The organism is Roseivivax halodurans JCM 10272 (genome assembly GCF_000521785.1).
Lineage (GTDB): Bacteria > Pseudomonadota > Alphaproteobacteria > Rhodobacterales > Rhodobacteraceae > Roseivivax > Roseivivax halodurans.
This window is the reverse complement of record NZ_JALZ01000001.1, coordinates 327,869-343,424: the sequence shown is the minus strand read 5'-3', so window position 1 is coordinate 343,424 and position 15,556 is coordinate 327,869. Positions and strand designations below refer to the sequence as shown.

Annotated in this window: 15 protein-coding genes; 5 read left to right on the top strand and 10 right to left on the bottom strand. The window is 68.3% G+C overall.

What is annotated here, in order from left to right:
- Nucleotides 1–53: 53 nt before the first annotated feature.
- Entirely contained in the window at nt 54–1,097 is a 1,044-nt protein-coding gene (locus OCH239_RS01590; protein ID WP_037257660.1) for a cysteine desulfurase family protein, read from the bottom strand.
- Between the two features lie 85 nt (nt 1,098–1,182).
- A complete protein-coding gene (iscR, locus tag OCH239_RS01585) occupies nt 1,183–1,644 on the bottom strand; it encodes a Fe-S cluster assembly transcriptional regulator IscR (protein WP_037257658.1) in 462 nt (153 codons plus the stop codon).
- A gap of 186 nt (nt 1,645–1,830) precedes the next feature.
- Here iscR and OCH239_RS01580 point away from each other — a divergent pair, with 186 nt between their 5' ends.
- Both OCH239_RS01580 and OCH239_RS01575 read left to right on the top strand, forming a co-directional pair.
- Entirely contained in the window at nt 1,831–2,484 is a 654-nt protein-coding gene (locus OCH239_RS01580) for an alpha/beta hydrolase (protein WP_037257656.1), read from the top strand.
- Between the two features lie 94 nt (nt 2,485–2,578).
- Nucleotides 2,579–3,157: an HD domain-containing protein gene (locus OCH239_RS01575; RefSeq protein WP_037257653.1), complete on the top strand. Its 579-nt coding sequence runs from the start codon at nt 2,579–2,581 to the stop codon at nt 3,155–3,157.
- Between the two features lie 5 nt (nt 3,158–3,162).
- Here the strand turns inward: OCH239_RS01575 and OCH239_RS01570 are convergent, their stop codons facing one another.
- From OCH239_RS01570 to OCH239_RS01555, 4 genes are all read right to left on the bottom strand, one after another.
- On the bottom strand, nt 3,163–3,741 hold the full coding sequence (locus tag OCH239_RS01570; protein ID WP_037257647.1) for a DUF924 family protein: 579 nt from the start codon (nt 3,739–3,741) through the stop codon (nt 3,163–3,165).
- A 114-nt stretch (nt 3,742–3,855) separates the two neighbouring features.
- On the bottom strand, nt 3,856–5,115 hold the full coding sequence (locus OCH239_RS01565) for an MFS transporter (RefSeq protein ID WP_037257645.1): 1,260 nt from the start codon (nt 5,113–5,115) through the stop codon (nt 3,856–3,858).
- An 85-nt stretch (nt 5,116–5,200) separates the two neighbouring features.
- Nucleotides 5,201–6,253 carry a tRNA preQ1(34) S-adenosylmethionine ribosyltransferase-isomerase QueA gene (gene queA, locus OCH239_RS01560; protein ID WP_037257643.1) on the bottom strand — a complete coding sequence of 351 codons (1,053 nt, stop codon included), beginning with the start codon at nt 6,251–6,253 and terminating at the stop codon, nt 5,201–5,203.
- A 6-nt stretch (nt 6,254–6,259) separates the two neighbouring features.
- A complete protein-coding gene (locus tag OCH239_RS01555) occupies nt 6,260–9,502 on the bottom strand; it encodes a YhdP family protein (RefSeq protein ID WP_037257640.1) in 3,243 nt (1,080 codons plus the stop codon).
- Between the two features lie 126 nt (nt 9,503–9,628).
- On the opposite strand from OCH239_RS01555, the gene OCH239_RS01550 reads away from it, so the two are divergent.
- The 3 genes from OCH239_RS01550 (at nt 9,629) to OCH239_RS01540 (ending at nt 12,416) form a co-directional block, all read left to right on the top strand.
- The gene (locus OCH239_RS01550) at nt 9,629–10,090 is read left to right on the top strand and encodes a peroxiredoxin (RefSeq protein WP_037257638.1); all 462 of its coding nucleotides are present in this window, start codon (nt 9,629–9,631) and stop codon (nt 10,088–10,090) included.
- Between the two features lie 480 nt (nt 10,091–10,570).
- Nucleotides 10,571–11,878 (top strand): M23 family metallopeptidase, encoded by a 1,308-nt coding sequence (locus OCH239_RS01545; RefSeq protein ID WP_051489135.1) that lies wholly within the window; start codon nt 10,571–10,573, stop codon nt 11,876–11,878.
- The gene (locus OCH239_RS01540) at nt 11,868–12,416 is read left to right on the top strand and encodes a bactofilin family protein (protein ID WP_037257636.1); all 549 of its coding nucleotides are present in this window, start codon (nt 11,868–11,870) and stop codon (nt 12,414–12,416) included. Before OCH239_RS01545 ends, OCH239_RS01540 begins: the two co-directional genes overlap by 11 nt.
- A 203-nt stretch (nt 12,417–12,619) precedes the next feature.
- On the opposite strand, the gene OCH239_RS01535 is transcribed toward OCH239_RS01540, so the two are convergent.
- The 4 genes from OCH239_RS01535 to OCH239_RS01520 all read right to left on the bottom strand — a co-directional run bounded on the left by OCH239_RS01535 (nt 12,620) and on the right by OCH239_RS01520 (nt 15,483).
- Nucleotides 12,620–13,204, bottom strand: coding sequence for an HNH endonuclease (locus tag OCH239_RS01535; protein WP_037257634.1), 585 nt, complete (start codon nt 13,202–13,204; stop codon nt 12,620–12,622).
- A 277-nt stretch (nt 13,205–13,481) separates the two neighbouring features.
- Nucleotides 13,482–14,147: an alpha/beta hydrolase gene (locus tag OCH239_RS01530; RefSeq protein WP_037257632.1), complete on the bottom strand. Its 666-nt coding sequence runs from the start codon at nt 14,145–14,147 to the stop codon at nt 13,482–13,484.
- Nucleotides 14,144–14,791, bottom strand: a complete 648-nt coding sequence (locus tag OCH239_RS01525; RefSeq protein WP_037257625.1) for a DNA-3-methyladenine glycosylase family protein — start codon at nt 14,789–14,791, stop codon at nt 14,144–14,146. The genes OCH239_RS01530 and OCH239_RS01525 overlap by 4 nt, the downstream gene beginning before the upstream one ends.
- Nucleotides 14,752–15,483, bottom strand: a complete 732-nt coding sequence (locus OCH239_RS01520) for a precorrin-6A/cobalt-precorrin-6A reductase (protein ID WP_051489131.1) — start codon at nt 15,481–15,483, stop codon at nt 14,752–14,754. Before OCH239_RS01520 ends, OCH239_RS01525 begins: the two co-directional genes overlap by 40 nt.
- Nucleotides 15,484–15,556: the final 73 nt, after the last annotated feature.

The following is a 15,556-nucleotide window of genomic DNA, read 5'->3' as shown; positions in this document are numbered from 1 at the left end:
TCGTCCTCTCCTGATCGCGCCGCCATCGCGGCCGCTGTCATCGCGCCCGCCGCTCAGGCGGCCTTCGCGCGAAACTTCTCGTAACCTGCGAGCCATGCCTCGACGAAGCGGCTCACGTCGTCTTCTTGCGTGTCGGGCCCGAGGCTCACGCGGATCGCCCCCGAGGCCGTCGCACCGTCGTATCCCATCGCCCGCAACACCCGGCTCTCGCGGACCTTGCCGCTGGAACAGGCGGAGCCTGCGCTGATCGCGAAGCCCGCAAGGTCCATCTGCATCACCTGCGTCTCGCCCTTCCAGCCGGGCACCGCAAAGGCGCTGGTGTTGGGGAGCCGGGCCGCATCTTTCCCGACAAAAATAGTCATCGGAGCCCGGTCTGCAATGGAGGATTCTAGAACGTTTCTAAGTTTTTCCACCCGAGACCAGACGCCCGCGTCAAGATCGCGCTGCGCGGCCGCCGCGGCCGCCCCGAAACCGGCGATGCCGATCACGTTCTCGGTGCCGGAGCGACGCCCCATCTCCTGACCGCCGCCCCTGATCTGCGCGGCAAGGTCGGTGCCGCGCCTCAACACGAGCGCACCCACGCCCTTCGGCCCGCCGATCTTGTGCGCCGAGAGGAGCGCCATTTCCGCGCCCATCCAGTTGAAGGCGACAGGCAACTTGCCGAAAGCCTGCGTCGCGTCGGTCACGGCGAGACCCTGGGGCAGATCCTGCACCACGCCGGTCTCGGAGTTGGCCGCCTGCAGCACCGAGTGCGCGGGATCCGCGACGTCGACGCGCCCCTGCCCGTCCACCGGCAGCGCCGGATCGATCCAGGCCGCGACCGCGTCGTGCTCGATATCGGCACCCTTGAGGCCCCGCCCCGCGCAGGCGAGCGCCGCCGCCTCGGTCGCGCCCGAGACGAACACGACGTCCGCCCCCTCCGCTCCGAAGGCCTCGGCCACCTGCGCGCGCGCCGTCTCGACGATCCGCTTTGCGCTCCGCCCCTCGCCATGCACAGAGGACGGGTTCCCGACGACATCCATCGCCGCGATCATCGCCTCGCGCGCCTCGGGCCGGAGCGGCGCGGTCGCGTTCCAGTCGAGATAGACCCGGCTCATCCGCGCCCCTGCTTCTTCTTGGCGGAAATACTCCGGGGTCCGGGGCAGAGCCCCGGTCCGGCAGCCACATCCGGATCCCGTCGTCTCATGCCTCGTCCACCACGGCGAAGAGCGACGGCACGGCCGGGCACGGCACGAGCCCGTTGCCGGCGATGTCCGAAAGCCGCGTCTGATGCAGGAAGACATAGACATGGGCCGAGAGACCCTGCCACAACCGATTGGTCATCGACTGCGCCTTGGAGCCCGAGAGCCCGCCCGAGGCGCCCGCGCCCGTATGCATCGCGCTCACCGTCTCGTCGACTGCGGCCAGCACGTCCACCACCCGGATCTCGGTCGCGGACTTGGCGAGGCGGTAGCCGCCCCCAGGCCCCCGCACCGAGGTCACCAGTCCGGCGCGGCGCAGCTTCACGAAGAGCTGTTCGAGATAGGGCAGCGAGATGTCCTGCCGCTCGGCGATTTCGCCCAAAGTGACGAGCGCGCCCTGCGGCTGCAGCGCGATATCCACGAGCGCCACCATCGCGTACCGGCCCTTCGTGCTGAGCTTCATCGCCATCTCCGAACCTGGCCGTCCGGCAGGGACGGCAATTGACCTTGTCCGGGCAATTGCCTATCTGCCTCGGACGTCGTGCCCGGGACAACGTCGCCCGGGATTTAGAAGAGTTCTAAAGAGCCTTACGGATTGCGTCAACTAATGACGACGCGAGAGCCGGGGCCGCAAAGGAGCCGCCCGCTTATGCCCGAGGTGATTTTCCCCGGCCCCGAAGGCCGCCTCGAAGGCCGTTACCACCCGCAGAAGGACCGCGACGCCCCGATCGCCATCGTGCTTCATCCGCACCCGCAATTCGGCGGGACGATGAACAACAAGGTCGTCTACAACCTGCACTACGCCTTCTACAACATGGGCTTCACCGTGCTGCGGTTCAATTTCCGCGGCGTGGGGCGCAGCCAGGGCGAGTACGACCAGGGTGTGGGCGAGCTCGGCGACGCCGCCTCGGCGCTCGACTACCTGCAATCGATGAACGCCAATTCCAAGCATTGCTGGGTCGCGGGCTTCTCGTTCGGCGCCTGGATCGGGATGCAGCTCCTGATGCGCCGCCCCGAGATCACCGGCTTCATCTCGGCTTCGCCGCCAGCGAACATGTACGATTTTTCGTTCCTCGCCCCCTGCCCCTCCTCAGGCCTGATCATCAACGGCACCGGCGACCGCGTCGCGCCGCCCGCCGACACGACGTCGCTGGTGAACAAGCTCAAGGAGCAGAAGGGCATCACGATCACCCACGAGCAGATCGAGGGCTCCGGCCATTTCTTCGAGGGACCGCACATGGACACGATGATCGGCACCGTGTCCGATTACGTGAAGCGCCGCCTGACCGAGAGCACCCGCTGAGCGCTGCGATGTCCCGGGCTGATGCGCTTTACCCGCGGGACGCTGGCGGCCGGCGTCCCGTTCGGGCGCATCCGCGGGCGGCGCGAGGCGCGTCGTGAGCGATCGCCTCGACCGTCAGATGGCATTCCTCGCCGAGGCCGACCGCCTGAAGGGGATCGAGCGCGCGACGCGAGTCCTAGGCGGCGCCCGGTTCGAGAATTCCGCCGAGCATTCCTGGCACCTTGCACTCTACGCGCTGACGCTCGGCGACCATGCACCCGAGGGCGTGGACCGCGACCGGGTGATCCGGATGCTGCTGCTGCACGATCTGGTGGAGATCGACGCCGGAGATGCACCGATCTTCGGCAGCCACGACGCGAGCACGACCGCGGCCGACGAGGAAGCCGCCGCGCGTCGGATCTTCGGCCTCTTGCCCGACGATCAGGCCGCCGAGTTGCGCATGCTCTGGGAGGAGTTCGAGGCCGCGGAGAGCGCCGATGCGCGCTTCGCAAAGGCGCTCGACCGCTTCCAGCCCCCGAACCAGAACCTCGCCTCCGATGGCGGATCCTGGCGCGATTATGGCGTCACGGTCGAGACCTTCGAGGCCCGGATCGGCCCGCCCATCGCGCGGGGCGCACCGACCCTCTGGGACTGGCTGCTGCCGCGCGTCCGCGCCTTCCTCTCACGCCTCTGAGCCGGTCAGGCCGGTTCCTTAAGTTCCCGGACCACACGCCCGTAACCGCCCTCGTCGAGGAAGCGGCGCTCCTCCGCCGTGGTCGCCCGGCCGAGCTCCTCGTTGCGATGCGGGAATCGACCGAAGCGGCGGATGACGTCCCGGTGCGCCTTGGCGTGGAGAAGGTTCTCCGCGCCGGTCTCGGGCATCCGCTCCTTGATGAGGCGCACGCCGCGGTCCTGATTGCAAAGGTTCTCGGAATGCATGAGCGGCAGGTAGAAGAACTGCCGTGCCGGCTCGTCGATCCTGAAATCCCATCCCTTGTGCACCGACTGCTTGGCGGCGGCGAGCGCGACCGCGTCGGCGGAATAGGCGCGGCCCTCGCCGCGGAACATGTTGCGCGAGAACTGGTCGAGCAGGACTATATAGGCGAGCGCGCCGGAGGCATGGGTCAGCCACAGGGCATGGCCCCCCTCCATCGCCTCGGACCAGAGACCCGAGAACCGCGCGGTGATCGCGTCGTCGATCTCCGCGTCCTGCTTGTACCACCCCTCGGGCCCGACCTCGTCGAGCCAGAACGACAGAATGTCTTGCGGGCCTGCCATTGGTGCACCTATCTAATTCACAAATATCAATGCTAGGACGTTACTGCTTTCGCGGCGAATTGAGACAGTCACAATTCATGTCAGTTTCCGACAGGATCGCCACCCGAGTTCCGTTCACGTCGTCCGGTCCTCATCCGCGTCCGCCGCTTCGAGCGCGGCCTCCTGGGCGTATTCCATCGCGACCACCGTGCCCGTCGGCGCGTAGTAGGTGTAGCTTCCCGTCTCGTCCACCGAAGGAGCGGCGCGGCGCGTCATCCGGTAGAGCGCGTAGCCCGTGAGCGCGAGCATCGGCACCGCGATCAGGATGAAGTATCCGCGCGGCCCGATCGCCTGCATCAGGTAGCCCGTCACAAGCGGGCCGATGATGGCGCCGATGCCGTTGACGAACATCAGCCCGGCCGAGCCGCTCGCCATGTCCTCGGGCGCGAGGAAGTCGTTGGTATAGGCGATGAGCAGCGAATAGAGCGGATTGGCCGAGCCCCCGGTGATCGCTGCCACCACGACGAGCACGGTGAAGCTGTCGGTGAAGAGCAACCCGCCGATGCCGGCGGTCCCGCCCGCGGCGGCGACGATGGCGATGAGCACGCGGCGGTCCATGCGGTCCGACAGCCAGCCGAGTGGGTATTGGCAGATCAGCGCGCCCACGTAGAAGGCCGCAACGAAGATCGAGGTCTGCTGCAGCGTCATCCCCGCGATCGAGGCAAAGACCGCCGACATGCCGAATTGCAGCGCGAAGACCGCCCCCATGAGGCTCATGCCGACGAAGCCGAGCGGCGTCGTGTGGAAGAGCGACCAGAGGTTCATCGGCTTCGTCGTCTCGAAGGCCGGGGTCGGCGATATCGCGAGCAGGATCGGCGCGAAGGAGATCGAGACCAGCACCGAGGGGATGATGAACAAGAGATACCCCGACGGGTCGGGCACCAGAAGCAGCGCCTGGGCCGCGATGATGCCCAGCATCTGGGTGATCATGTAGAGCGAGATCGCCTGACCCCGCCGTTCGTTCGTGACCGAATTGTTGATCCAGCTCTCCGAGGTCACGTAGACGCCGCAGAAGGCGAAGCCGAGAAGCACCCGCATCGCGATCCAGACCGCCGGATGTTCGATCGTCGGGAACATGATCAGCGCGGCCGAGATCATCGAGCCGAGCGCGGCGAAGACGCGCACGTGTCCCACCCGGCGGATCATGGTCGGCGTCATTCGCGAGGCGATCATGAAGCCGAGGAAATAGGCCGAAATGATCACCGACATCACGAAGGGCGAGAAGCCCGCCGCATTGCCGCGGATCCCCATAAGCGAGCCTTGCAGGCCGTTCCCGAGCAGCAGCAGGAGGACGCCGAAGAAGAGCGGCCAGGAGCCGGCGAGCACGTTGATCATGACCGGGGGCCTTTGACTGATAACCGAGTCGTCTCGGCGCCTTCGCTATAGCGCCCGCGAGGCTCCGTCCATCATCCTCCGCGGCTCATCCGGGGATGAGCAGCGAGGCGTCGCCGTAGGAGAAGAACCGGTACCGCTCGGACACAGCGTGAGCGTAGATCGCCAGCATCCGCTCGCGCCCCATCAGCGCCGAGACAAGCATCAGCAGGGTCGATTTCGGCAGGTGGAAATTGGTCATGAGCGCGTCCGCGGCGTGGAAGCGAAAGCCGGGATAGATGAAGATGTCGGTCTCGCCCTGCCAGGCCCGCACCTCGCCGGTCTCGCGCGCGGCGGTCTCAAGGAGCCGGAGCGCGGTCGTCCCGACGGGGATGATCCGGCCGCCCTTCGCCCGGGTCTCGGCGATCTCCGCCGCGGCCGCGTCGGACACCTCGCCCCATTCGGCGTGCATCCTGTGTGTGGTCACGTCCTCGACCTTGACCGGCAGGAACGTGCCTGCGCCGACATGCAGCGTGACGTGGCTGAAGGCGATGCCGCGCTTCGCGAGATCGCCAAGGAGCGCGTCGTCGAAATGCAGCGAGGCGGTCGGCGCGGCGACGGCGCCGGGCTTCTCGGCCCAGATCGTCTGGTAATCCTCTCGGTCGCGGTCGTCGGCGGGCCGGCGTCCGGCGATATAGGGCGGCAGCGGCATGGCCCCCGCCTCCGCAAGCGCTGCATCGAAATCCTCGCCCGCGAGGTTGAAGCGCAGCCGCCCCTGCCCCTCGTCCTTGGCCACGAGCTCGGCCGAAAGCGCGTCCGAGAAGCGGATCGTCTCGCCCTCGCGCACCTTCTTGAGGGGCTTCACCAGCGCCGTCCAGGTGCCGTCCGCCCCGGGCTCGAGCAGCGTGACCTCGATCCGCGCCTGCACCTCTCCCTCGGCGGAGAGGCGGGTGCGCGCGCCGGAGAGGCGCGCCGGGATCACGCGGGTGTCGTTGAGCACGAGCCGGTCGCCCGGGCGCAGCCATTGCCCGAGATCCGAAACGACGGCATCGGTGATCCGATCGCCCTCGGCCACCAGAAGGCGCGCCGAGGAGCGGGGCCGCGCGGGCCGCGTCGCGATCAGCTCTTCGGGCAGGTCGAAGTCGAAATCGTCGAGGCGCATGCGGTCCTACCGGGTTGTCGGGGGCGGGCGGCGAAAGATCTCGCGGAACATGCCCGGCGTGAACACCGAAAGCGGATTGACCGCAACCCGGGGCGCGTCCGCAGTGCCCTCGATGTTGAAATTGAAGCCGAGCAGACCCTCGCCCCGCCGGGTGAAGATCGCGCCGATGGAATTGAGCACGTAGACCGGCGACAGGACGCCCTGAAGATCGAGGACTCCCGAGGCGAGGTCGACATAGCCGTCGAGCGACACGCCCATCGAGGGGCCGACCGCGCTCGACCGGGTCAGCACCACGCGGGACGGCTCGAGCCGGAACTGGGCCTGGACGTCTTGGAAATAGATCCCCGGCCCCTCGAGCTGGTCGATGATGCCGACGACCGAGATCGCATCGAGCAGCGCGCCGATGGCCGGCGCATCCCGGAGCCGCGCATCGGTCACCGTCACTGCGCCATCATAGGTCCCCGGCGTGCCGGTGGGATTGAGGTTCAGCACCATCCGCCCGCCCGCGACCGTCTTGAGGATGCCGGTCGATTCGAGCACGTTTCCCGCATCCTCCGAGGACAGGCGCAGCGCGGTGCCGCCGCCCTGGGGCAGGAGTTGCCCCTGCACCTCGGCGCTGGTGCCCTGCATGCGCGCGGCGAAATTCCCTGCGAGGCCGCCATTCCGGGCACTGAAATTGCCGTTCAGGTCCAGAAGCTGGATGCCTTCCGAAATCGTCAGCCGGTCGAGCGAGACGTCGAGTGGAACGTCCGCTCCGCCCCCGGATCCCGATCCGCCGCCGCCGAAATCGGCTCCGCGCAGATCGAGACTGCCGCCTCCGACCTGGACGGCAGGGGCCGCGCCGCCGCGGCCGACGAGCGTCACCGGCGCATCGAGCCAGTCGCCGATCCGCACCCGGTCGAACGTCACCGCCTCGAGCCCGCCATCCCCACGGAGCGCGACGCGACCCGACGCGCTGAGCCCGCCCGCGTCGACGCGCAGCGTATCGATCCGCGCGGGATCGGACAGAACCCCGGCGATCTCGAGCTCTCCCTGCCCGGCCCGCGGAAGCTGCCAGCCGATCTGCGGAACCGCGAGGCCGATCCCGCCGAGCGACGAGGTGAGGCGGAAGCGGGGCGGCGCGCCGGAGGGCAGATCGACCGTGACCTGCGCCGGACCTCCACCCGACAGGAGGCCCGAGGGCAGTCCCACGCCGAAGGCGTCGGCCGCCTCGGGGCTGAGCCGCGCGGTGCCCGAGACCCGGCCGTCACCCGATCCCGGCCCGATCGGCTGCGTCCAGCTGCCGTCGAACGGCACGCCCGAGAGCGTCGCCGCGCCCGAGAGGCGGACCTGCTCCGGCGTGACCGAGAGATCGAGGGCCTCGGCCGCAAGCCGGCGCCCGGGAACCACGACCTTGCTCTCGACGTCCCGCGCGATCCCCTCGAAGCGGAAATCGAGATCCGCGTAGTCGATGCCCTCCTCGAGGGGACGGACCAGCGATCCGGTCACCTCGACCGTGCCTGCGGCGAGATCCACCGGCTGCCCCGCCTTGTCGAGGATCGAGAGCGGCGGCAGGTTCAGGACGGAAAGCGCCGCGGTCACGGGTCCCGATGCAGCCAGCCGCAGATCGCCGGTGGCCGGCTGCTGCCGGGTGTCGGGGATGACGAATTCCGACCCGGCGAGATCGATCTCGCCGCCTTCGGGCGCGGTCAGATACCCTTCGGCGAGGCTGACGGCGATCCGGTCGTTTGCGATGACGAGCCGCCCCGCGCCCCCCTCGGCCGGGGGGAGATCGTCGGAGAAGCGGACCTTGGCCCCGTCGAAACCGAGATCGAGGAAAAGCTCCGGCCCCGCGCCCGGCGCCCGTCGGAGCGAAAAGACCACGTCGCGGGCCCGTCCCTCGATCACCCGGCTGACCACCCAGTCGCGTGTCCCGGGAGCGATCGCGGGAGGCCAGTGCCTCTCGACAGTCTCCGGCGCAACCTCTTCGGCGGAGGCGTCCACGGCGAAGGACCAGCCTTCGGGACCTGCGTCGATATGGCCGCTCGCGCGAAGCGTCTTGTCGGGATCCGCGATGCGCAGCCGCCCGATATCGAGGCGGAAGGGATCGAGCTTCAGCCGAAGGTCCATCTCGGCGCGGGCGATCTGCAGGGGAGCGACGAAGGCGCCAGCGGGATTGGTATCGATGTCGCCGGCGATGAACTGACCGACGATCTCGGCCCGGTCTCCGCCCAGGACCTGCGCACGTCCCGAGGCGCTGCCACGACCCGCCTCGCTCTCGACCGAGATGTCCGAGAAGTCGATGACGCCCGTCTCGGGCAGGTAGGAGAAGTATGTCTGGGCGCGGGTGAACCGGATGGGTTCGGCAGCGTCGGTCGGTTGCAGGACGCCCGGCCCGATCCTGAGCGTCGCGTCGAGCCCGCCGAGGCCACCGCCGTCGTCGAGCCAGCCGCGGAACGAGCCGGAGATCGGCGCCCGCAGCACATCGAGCCAGGCGAGCGCGGGGCTCTGGGTGGCGATGTCGCGTGCCGAGAGGTCCCCGAGCGACATCCCGAACGACAGATCCGTCTCGCCGATTGCGCTCTCGGCGCTGACCTCGAGCGTCGCGGCCCGGTCGCCGGCACCGAGGAGCGCGGCGCTGCCCGACAGGCGCAGCGTCCCCTCCTCCCGCCGCACGACGATGCGCCCGCCATCCGCGCGCCATGTCCGGTTCGCCCGCGCGTCGGCATAGCGCACATTGAGATTGTCGAGCGTGACCTCGTCGAGCCCGGCGAGTCGCGGATCCTCGAGCGCGGCGTCGACCGCCGCGACCGCATCGGGCACCGACGGGGGCGTTCCGCCCGAGACCCCGAGCCCGATCCCGATGCGACCGTCCGCGCCGCGCCGGATGCTCAGGAAACCACCCGAGGCCCGTGCCTCGCGCAACGCGACCCGCCCCTCGAAAAGCGGCGCCAGGGCCGCGGCGATCTCGATCTCGGCAAGCGCCGCGATCTCTGTCCCGTCCACGGCCACGAGCGACGCGTCGTCGAGCCCGACATGGACGAGCCCGTCATGCCCGATCCGCAGGTTGAGGTCGCCGAAACCGATACGTGCGCCGGGAACGAGATCGGCGATCCGCGTCTCGATGCGGTCGCTGAGCCAGTCCGGCGCGACGAGCGGCCGGCCGACGATCGCACCGATGCCGACAGCGACGAGCATCGCGACGAGGACGAGACTGCCCGCCAGCCATATCGGCCAGCGCCGTCGTCTCTGCCCTTTCGCCGTTGTCACTGGATGCCCGGCCTTCCCGACTTATGCTTGCCTCGCGCGTTATATGGCGCGCATCTGCCCGGAAGGCCAACATCCCGCGTCTGCCATGCGCGGGCCACAGCCGATGAGACACCAGGAGGTTCCGACATGCTCGACACGACCGATCCCGCCCCCGATTTCACCCTGCCCGCCACCGGCGGCGGGACAGTGACCCTTTCAGAGCTCCGCCCGGCGCCCGTCGTGCTGTTCTTCTATCCGCGCGACGACACTTCGGGCTGCACCAAGGAGAACGAGGATTTCACCGCCCTCCTGCACGACTTCGAAGCCGCCGGCGCACAGGTGTTCGGCATCTCGAAGGACAGCATCGCAAGCCACGAGAAGTTCATGACCAAGAAGAGCCTGACCGTGCGGCTGCTCTCGGACGAGGAGGGCGATGTCTGCGAGCGCTACGGCGTCTGGAAGGAGAAGAAGATGTACGGCAAGACATTCATGGGCATCGAGCGGTCGACGTTCCTGATCGGCGGCGACGGGCAAATCCTCCGGGTCTGGCCGAAGGTGAAGGTTCCGGGCCACGCCCAGGACGTCCTCGAGGCGGTACAGGCGCTCTGAGCGAGTACGGGCGCCGGGGTCCTCCCGCCGGCGCCCGGTTCCAAAGATCAGGGCCGCTCCAGCATCCCCGCGCACGACGTCCGGCAGCGGGCGATGCCTGGGTCGTGGGCATACGGACCGGGCGCGTTGCGACGATGTGGGCCCGATGCCACACCCCGTCGCCTGCGTCCGGCGGTAGCCCATGCACGCCTTGAAGCCGACCCGCATAGGGACGAGACCTGCAATGGCGAGACCCGGTCCCCCGCGCCTCATGGCCCCCGCGCGACCGTTCCGTCGCCGCCGCAAATCTGACCCAGCGTCAGCATAGTCGTTGATTTATCGGCGGATTTTTGCCGGTCTGGCGCGGTTTCCCGCTCGTGCAGGATGGTTCCCCCTCAAATCGTTGCAACGCATTTCCGGCACGCGTAATGGCTTTGACCAAGGTGCCGGGTGTCAGTTGAACCGAGTACCACATGTTGAGACGGGACAGGGGACGACCAGGTGAGAACGCGCCTAGCGATCAAGACACACGCGCTCCTAGAGCGCTATCTTCCAGAACGCCGCCTCTTCCTGAGATCAGATAGCGATACCCGCTTCATCCGGCTGAAGCCCGAGACGCAGGCGATCGCCCTCGCCGGTTCCACCGCCATCATCACCTGGTCGATCGTCACCACCGCGATCCTCCTGATGGATTCGATCGGTGCGGGATCCTACCGCGAACAGGCGATCCGCGATCAGGTCACCTACCGCCAGCGCCTCAACGACGTGGCCGCCGAGCGCGACGCCCGGGCCGCCGAGGCCCTTGCCGCGCAGGAGCGCTTCAACTCCGCGCTCGCGCAGGTCTCGGCGATGCAGTCGCAGCTCCTCAAGTCGGAGGCGCGGCGTCAGGAGCTCGCCACCGGCCTCGACGTCGTGCAGGCGACGCTCGGCGACGTGATGAAGCAGCGCGAGGGCTACCGCGAACAATATGCGGCCCTGCGTCAGAGCCTCGAGGACGGCGGCACCGCAATTGCCGGCGCCGGAGACGACGGCACGATGGACTTCCTGGCCTCCGCCCTCGCCAAGACGGCGGAAGAGCGCGACAAGGTCGTCGCCGACGCCGAGGACGCGATCCTGCGCGCCGACGAGATGGCGACCGAGATCCGGCTGATGGAAGAGAAGAACGACATGATCTTCCGCCAGCTCGAGGACGCCATGAAGGTCTCCGTCGAGCCGCTCGACAAGATGTTCGAGAATGCCGGCATGGATCCCGACCGCATCATCAACGAGGTGCGCCGCGGCTATTCCGGACAGGGCGGACCGCTCACGCCGCTGTCCTTCTCGACCCGCGGCGAGGAGCTCGGCCCCGACGCGAGCCGCGCGAACGACATCCTCGGCCAGATGGACCGGCTCAACATGTACCGGATCGCGGCCCAGAAGGTGCCCTTCGCCTCGCCGCTCAAGGATGCCTTCCGCTTCACCTCGGGCTTCGGCCGCCGCTGGGGCCGGATGCACGAAGGCACCGACTTCGCGGCGCCGCACGGTACCCCGATCTACTCGACAGCCGATGGCGTGGTCACCTTTGCCGGCTGGATGTCGGGCTACGGGCGGCTGGTGAAGATCCGGCACGAATTCGGGATCGAGACCCGATACGCACACAACTCGAAGCTGCATGTCGAGGTTGGGCAAAAGGTCTCGCGCGGTCAGAAGATCAGTGATATGGGAAACACCGGACGATCCACCGGCACGCACCTCCACTACGAGGTTCGCGTCGGCGGCAAGGCGGTGAATCCCATGACTTATCTCAAGGCTGCGAAAGATGTTTTCTAAGAGCAAAATCAACGATCCGGCTCCCAAGACGGACGATCAGACGCCGGCAGCCCAAGACAATGCGACCACACCGCGGCAGTCTTCGGACTTCAAGCCGCAGGCTCCCAAGGCGAAGCCTCCGGCCTCCGTCCTGTCCAACGATCTGCACATCACCGGCAACGTGAAGACGACCGGCGACATCCAGATCGAGGGAACCGTCGAAGGCGATATCCGCGCGCATCTGCTGACAGTCGGAGAGAGCGCCACGATCAAGGGCGAATGCATCGCCGACGACGTCGTCGTGAACGGCCGGATCGTCGGCCGGGTGCGTGGCCTCAAGGTCCGTCTCACCGCCACCGCGCGGGTCGAGGGCGACATCATCCACAAGACCATCGCGATCGAGAGCGGCGCGCATTTCGAAGGCTCCGTGCAGCGTCAGGACGATCCCTTGTCGCAGCGCGGCAAGAGCGGTGCACCGGCCCCCTCCTCGAGCCAGACCACCTCGACCACGCCGCAGCAGCCGGCCGCAGCCGCGAAGGCGGAGCAGCAGCCGAGCTGACATAGGATCGCGGCCCGGCGCATGCCGGGCACGCCTATCGCGGGATCTGACAGCGCGGGAAAACAGCCATTGCGCCGGTCGGGACGTCCGAGGCGCAATGCTCACGTCCGCCAATCTCCAGACGGTCAGCCCCCATGGCGGTGCCGCTGTCCGGTCGCTGACCACATCTCATCACTTCGATCGACCCGGGCTCTCGCCAAGCCTTACTGCTCGAGTTCGGCGTCCCAGTAGAGGAAATCGAGCCAGCTGTGGTGCAGATGGTTCGGTGGAAATTTCCGTCCCATGTTGCGCAGCTCCTCCGCCCCGGGCTGTCGCGGCGGCCTGCGCAGCGAGAGGCCCGAGCGCCGCAGGCTCTTCGAGCCCTTGCGCAGGTTGCACGGCGCGCAGGCGGCGACGACGTTCTCCCAGCTGGTGATCCCACCCGAGGCGCGCGGCACGACGTGGTCGAAGGTCAGCTCGCCGGTCGATCCGCAATACTGGCAGCGGAATTCGTCCCTCAGAAAAAGATTGAAGCGCGTGAAGGCCACGCGCTTCTGGGGTTTGACGTAATCTTTCAGCACCACGACGCTTGGTATCCTGAGCGTCATCGAGGGACTTCTCACCACCTCGTCGTATTCGGCGATGATGTCGACCCGGTCGAGGAACGAGGCCTTCACCGCTTCCTGCCATGGCCAGAGCGAGAGCGGGTAGTACGAGAGCGGCCTGTAATCCGCATTGAGCACGAGCGCCGGATGATGCTTGAGCGCACCCGGTTCCCGCACGAAATGTGTCCTGAAGTCACCGTCCATCTTCGACTCGGTCCTCGCCCTGCCTGCCCGTCTTCCGGCCCGCCAGGACGGGGAACCCGCCCCAGCCTCTCGATAACTATATATCGCGATCCGATTCCCACAAGTCCCGCAATATGCGGTGTCGCCCGATCGGATATCGGGTGACTGCAACATGTGCATGACAGGCTGGATAAGGCGAGGCGACGATGCGTCGCGACCACATTTCCGGTGCGAGGGCTGCGGAGGCCGGGCTACCGGCCCCCACTGTTGCCGAGGATGGAACGACGGGGGCGGCGCCTCAGAACCCCGCCTTGTCGCGCAGGAACGCGAGCGCGACCGACAGGCCGTCGGGTGCGATACCGTGGCCCGTACCCTTCATCACGTGGGCGTAGACGTCCTGCCAGCCTGCGGTCTGCAGCGCCTCGGCGGCTTCCTGCATCGAATGCGGCGGGACGACGTCGTCCTGATCTCCATGGACCAGCAGGACGGGCGGGCGGCTGATCGCCTCGTCGGCGAGAAGTTCGGGCTGAAGCACCCGGCCGGAAAAGGCGACGATCCCGGCCACCGGATCCTCGCGGCGGGGCGCGACATGAAGCGCCATCATCGTCCCTTGCGAGAACCCGACGAGCGCCACCTGCTCGGGCATCAGATCCTCGTCGACCATCAGCGCGTCGAGGAAGGCGTCGAGGTCCTTCGCCGCGGCATGCATGCCGGTTTCCGCCTCTTCCTGGCTCGATCCGTCGATCCAGGGGATCGGAAACCATTGCAGGCCCATCGGATTGACGGCGCAGGCCTCGGGTGCGTCGGGCGCCACGAAGAGCGTGTCGGGCAGGTGCTCGCCGAGCGGGTCGGCGAGACCGAGAAGATCGGCGCCGTTCGCCCCGTAGCCGTGGAGGAACACCACGGCCGAGCGGGTGTCGCCGGAGACGGGCGGCCGCCGGCCGGCTTGCAATACGCGGGTCATGCGATGCCTTCCCTGTTCTTTGCGACGTGGTAGTAGGCCCAGAGAGCGCGCGCCGCAACCGATCTCCATGGCGACCAGGCCTCGGCCATCTCGCGGAGCGCCCGCTCCTTCGGTCTCTCGGGCAGGTCGAAGAGCACCCGCGCGCCCTCCTGCAGCGCGAGATCCCCGGGGGCGAAGACGTCGGCCCGCCCGAGGCTGAACATCGCGAAGATCTCGGCCGTCCAGACACCGATCCCCTTCACCTCGGTCAGCGTCCGCACGACCTCCGGTGTCGGCGCGGTGCGCAGCGCGTCGAAATCGATGCCCGCCCCGGCCAGGGCCTTGGCGTAGCGGGCCTTCTGACGGGAGAGGCCGAGGGAGCGCAAATGGTCCTCGTCGACATGCGCGATCGCCGCCTGCGAGGTCATGCCCGCGTCCTCGAGCCTGGCCCGGATCGCTCGTGCCGACGCGACCGAGACCTGCTGGCTGACGATGGCGCTCAGGAGCTGGCCGAACCCGTCGGGATTGCGCCTCAGCGGCAGCGGCCCCGTCCGGGCAAGTGCCTCGGCAAAGCGCGGCTCGGCCCGTGCGAGCCATTCCGCGCCTTCGGCGACGCAGGCGTCGCTCAGGATGATGCGGCCGACGGGATCGTCCGGCTCAGCCATTGCAAGGCCTCCTCTGCTGTGGTGACGCAAGGCCCGTCGGGCCAGGCGGGGCGGTCGATCAGCGCGACGCGCAAGCCGAGGCGGTGCGCCGCATCGAGCTTCGGGCGCGCACCCGGCCCGCCCGCGTCGCGCAGGACGAGCCAATCGATGCCGAGGCGCCGGAAGAGGCGCATCTCTTCCCGCACCGTGAAGGGCGGCGTTCCGGCAACCGCGATCACTCCGGGGATCGGTTCCGGCGGTCCCGAAATCCGGCGCAGGAAGACCCGCGCGTTCAATCTGCGCAATGCTGCGAGATCGTCGCGCCCGGTCGCGGCGAAGATCCTCGCCCCCGCCGGAATGAGGCGGGGAAGCTGCTCCGCCGACCGCGCCCGGTGCCAGCGGGCACCGCGCGGCGCTCTCCAGCCCGGACGGCGCAGGAAGACGCGCGGCACCCCCTGCTCATCGGCCGCCGCGGCGGCGGCGCGGGCACTTTCCGCACCGAAGGGATGCGGGGCGATGATCAGGCCGAAGACGCCGGTACGGGCCAGCCAATCGGCCGAGATGTCCGCCGTCTCGAAGCTCCCCGGCACGCCGGGAGGCCGCCGCTCGCCCGGCGGCAGCAGCAGGACGGCCCCGGGGATCCGCCGCGCCAGCTCGAGCGCTTCGGCCGTGCCGCCGAAGATGGCGGGCGGGGCATTTGCAAGATCCCTCATGGCCCGGTCATATCGCCCCGACCGTGACTTGCCCAGTGCCGCCAGCCTCTTGCGGAGGCCCCCGCCGCGGCCT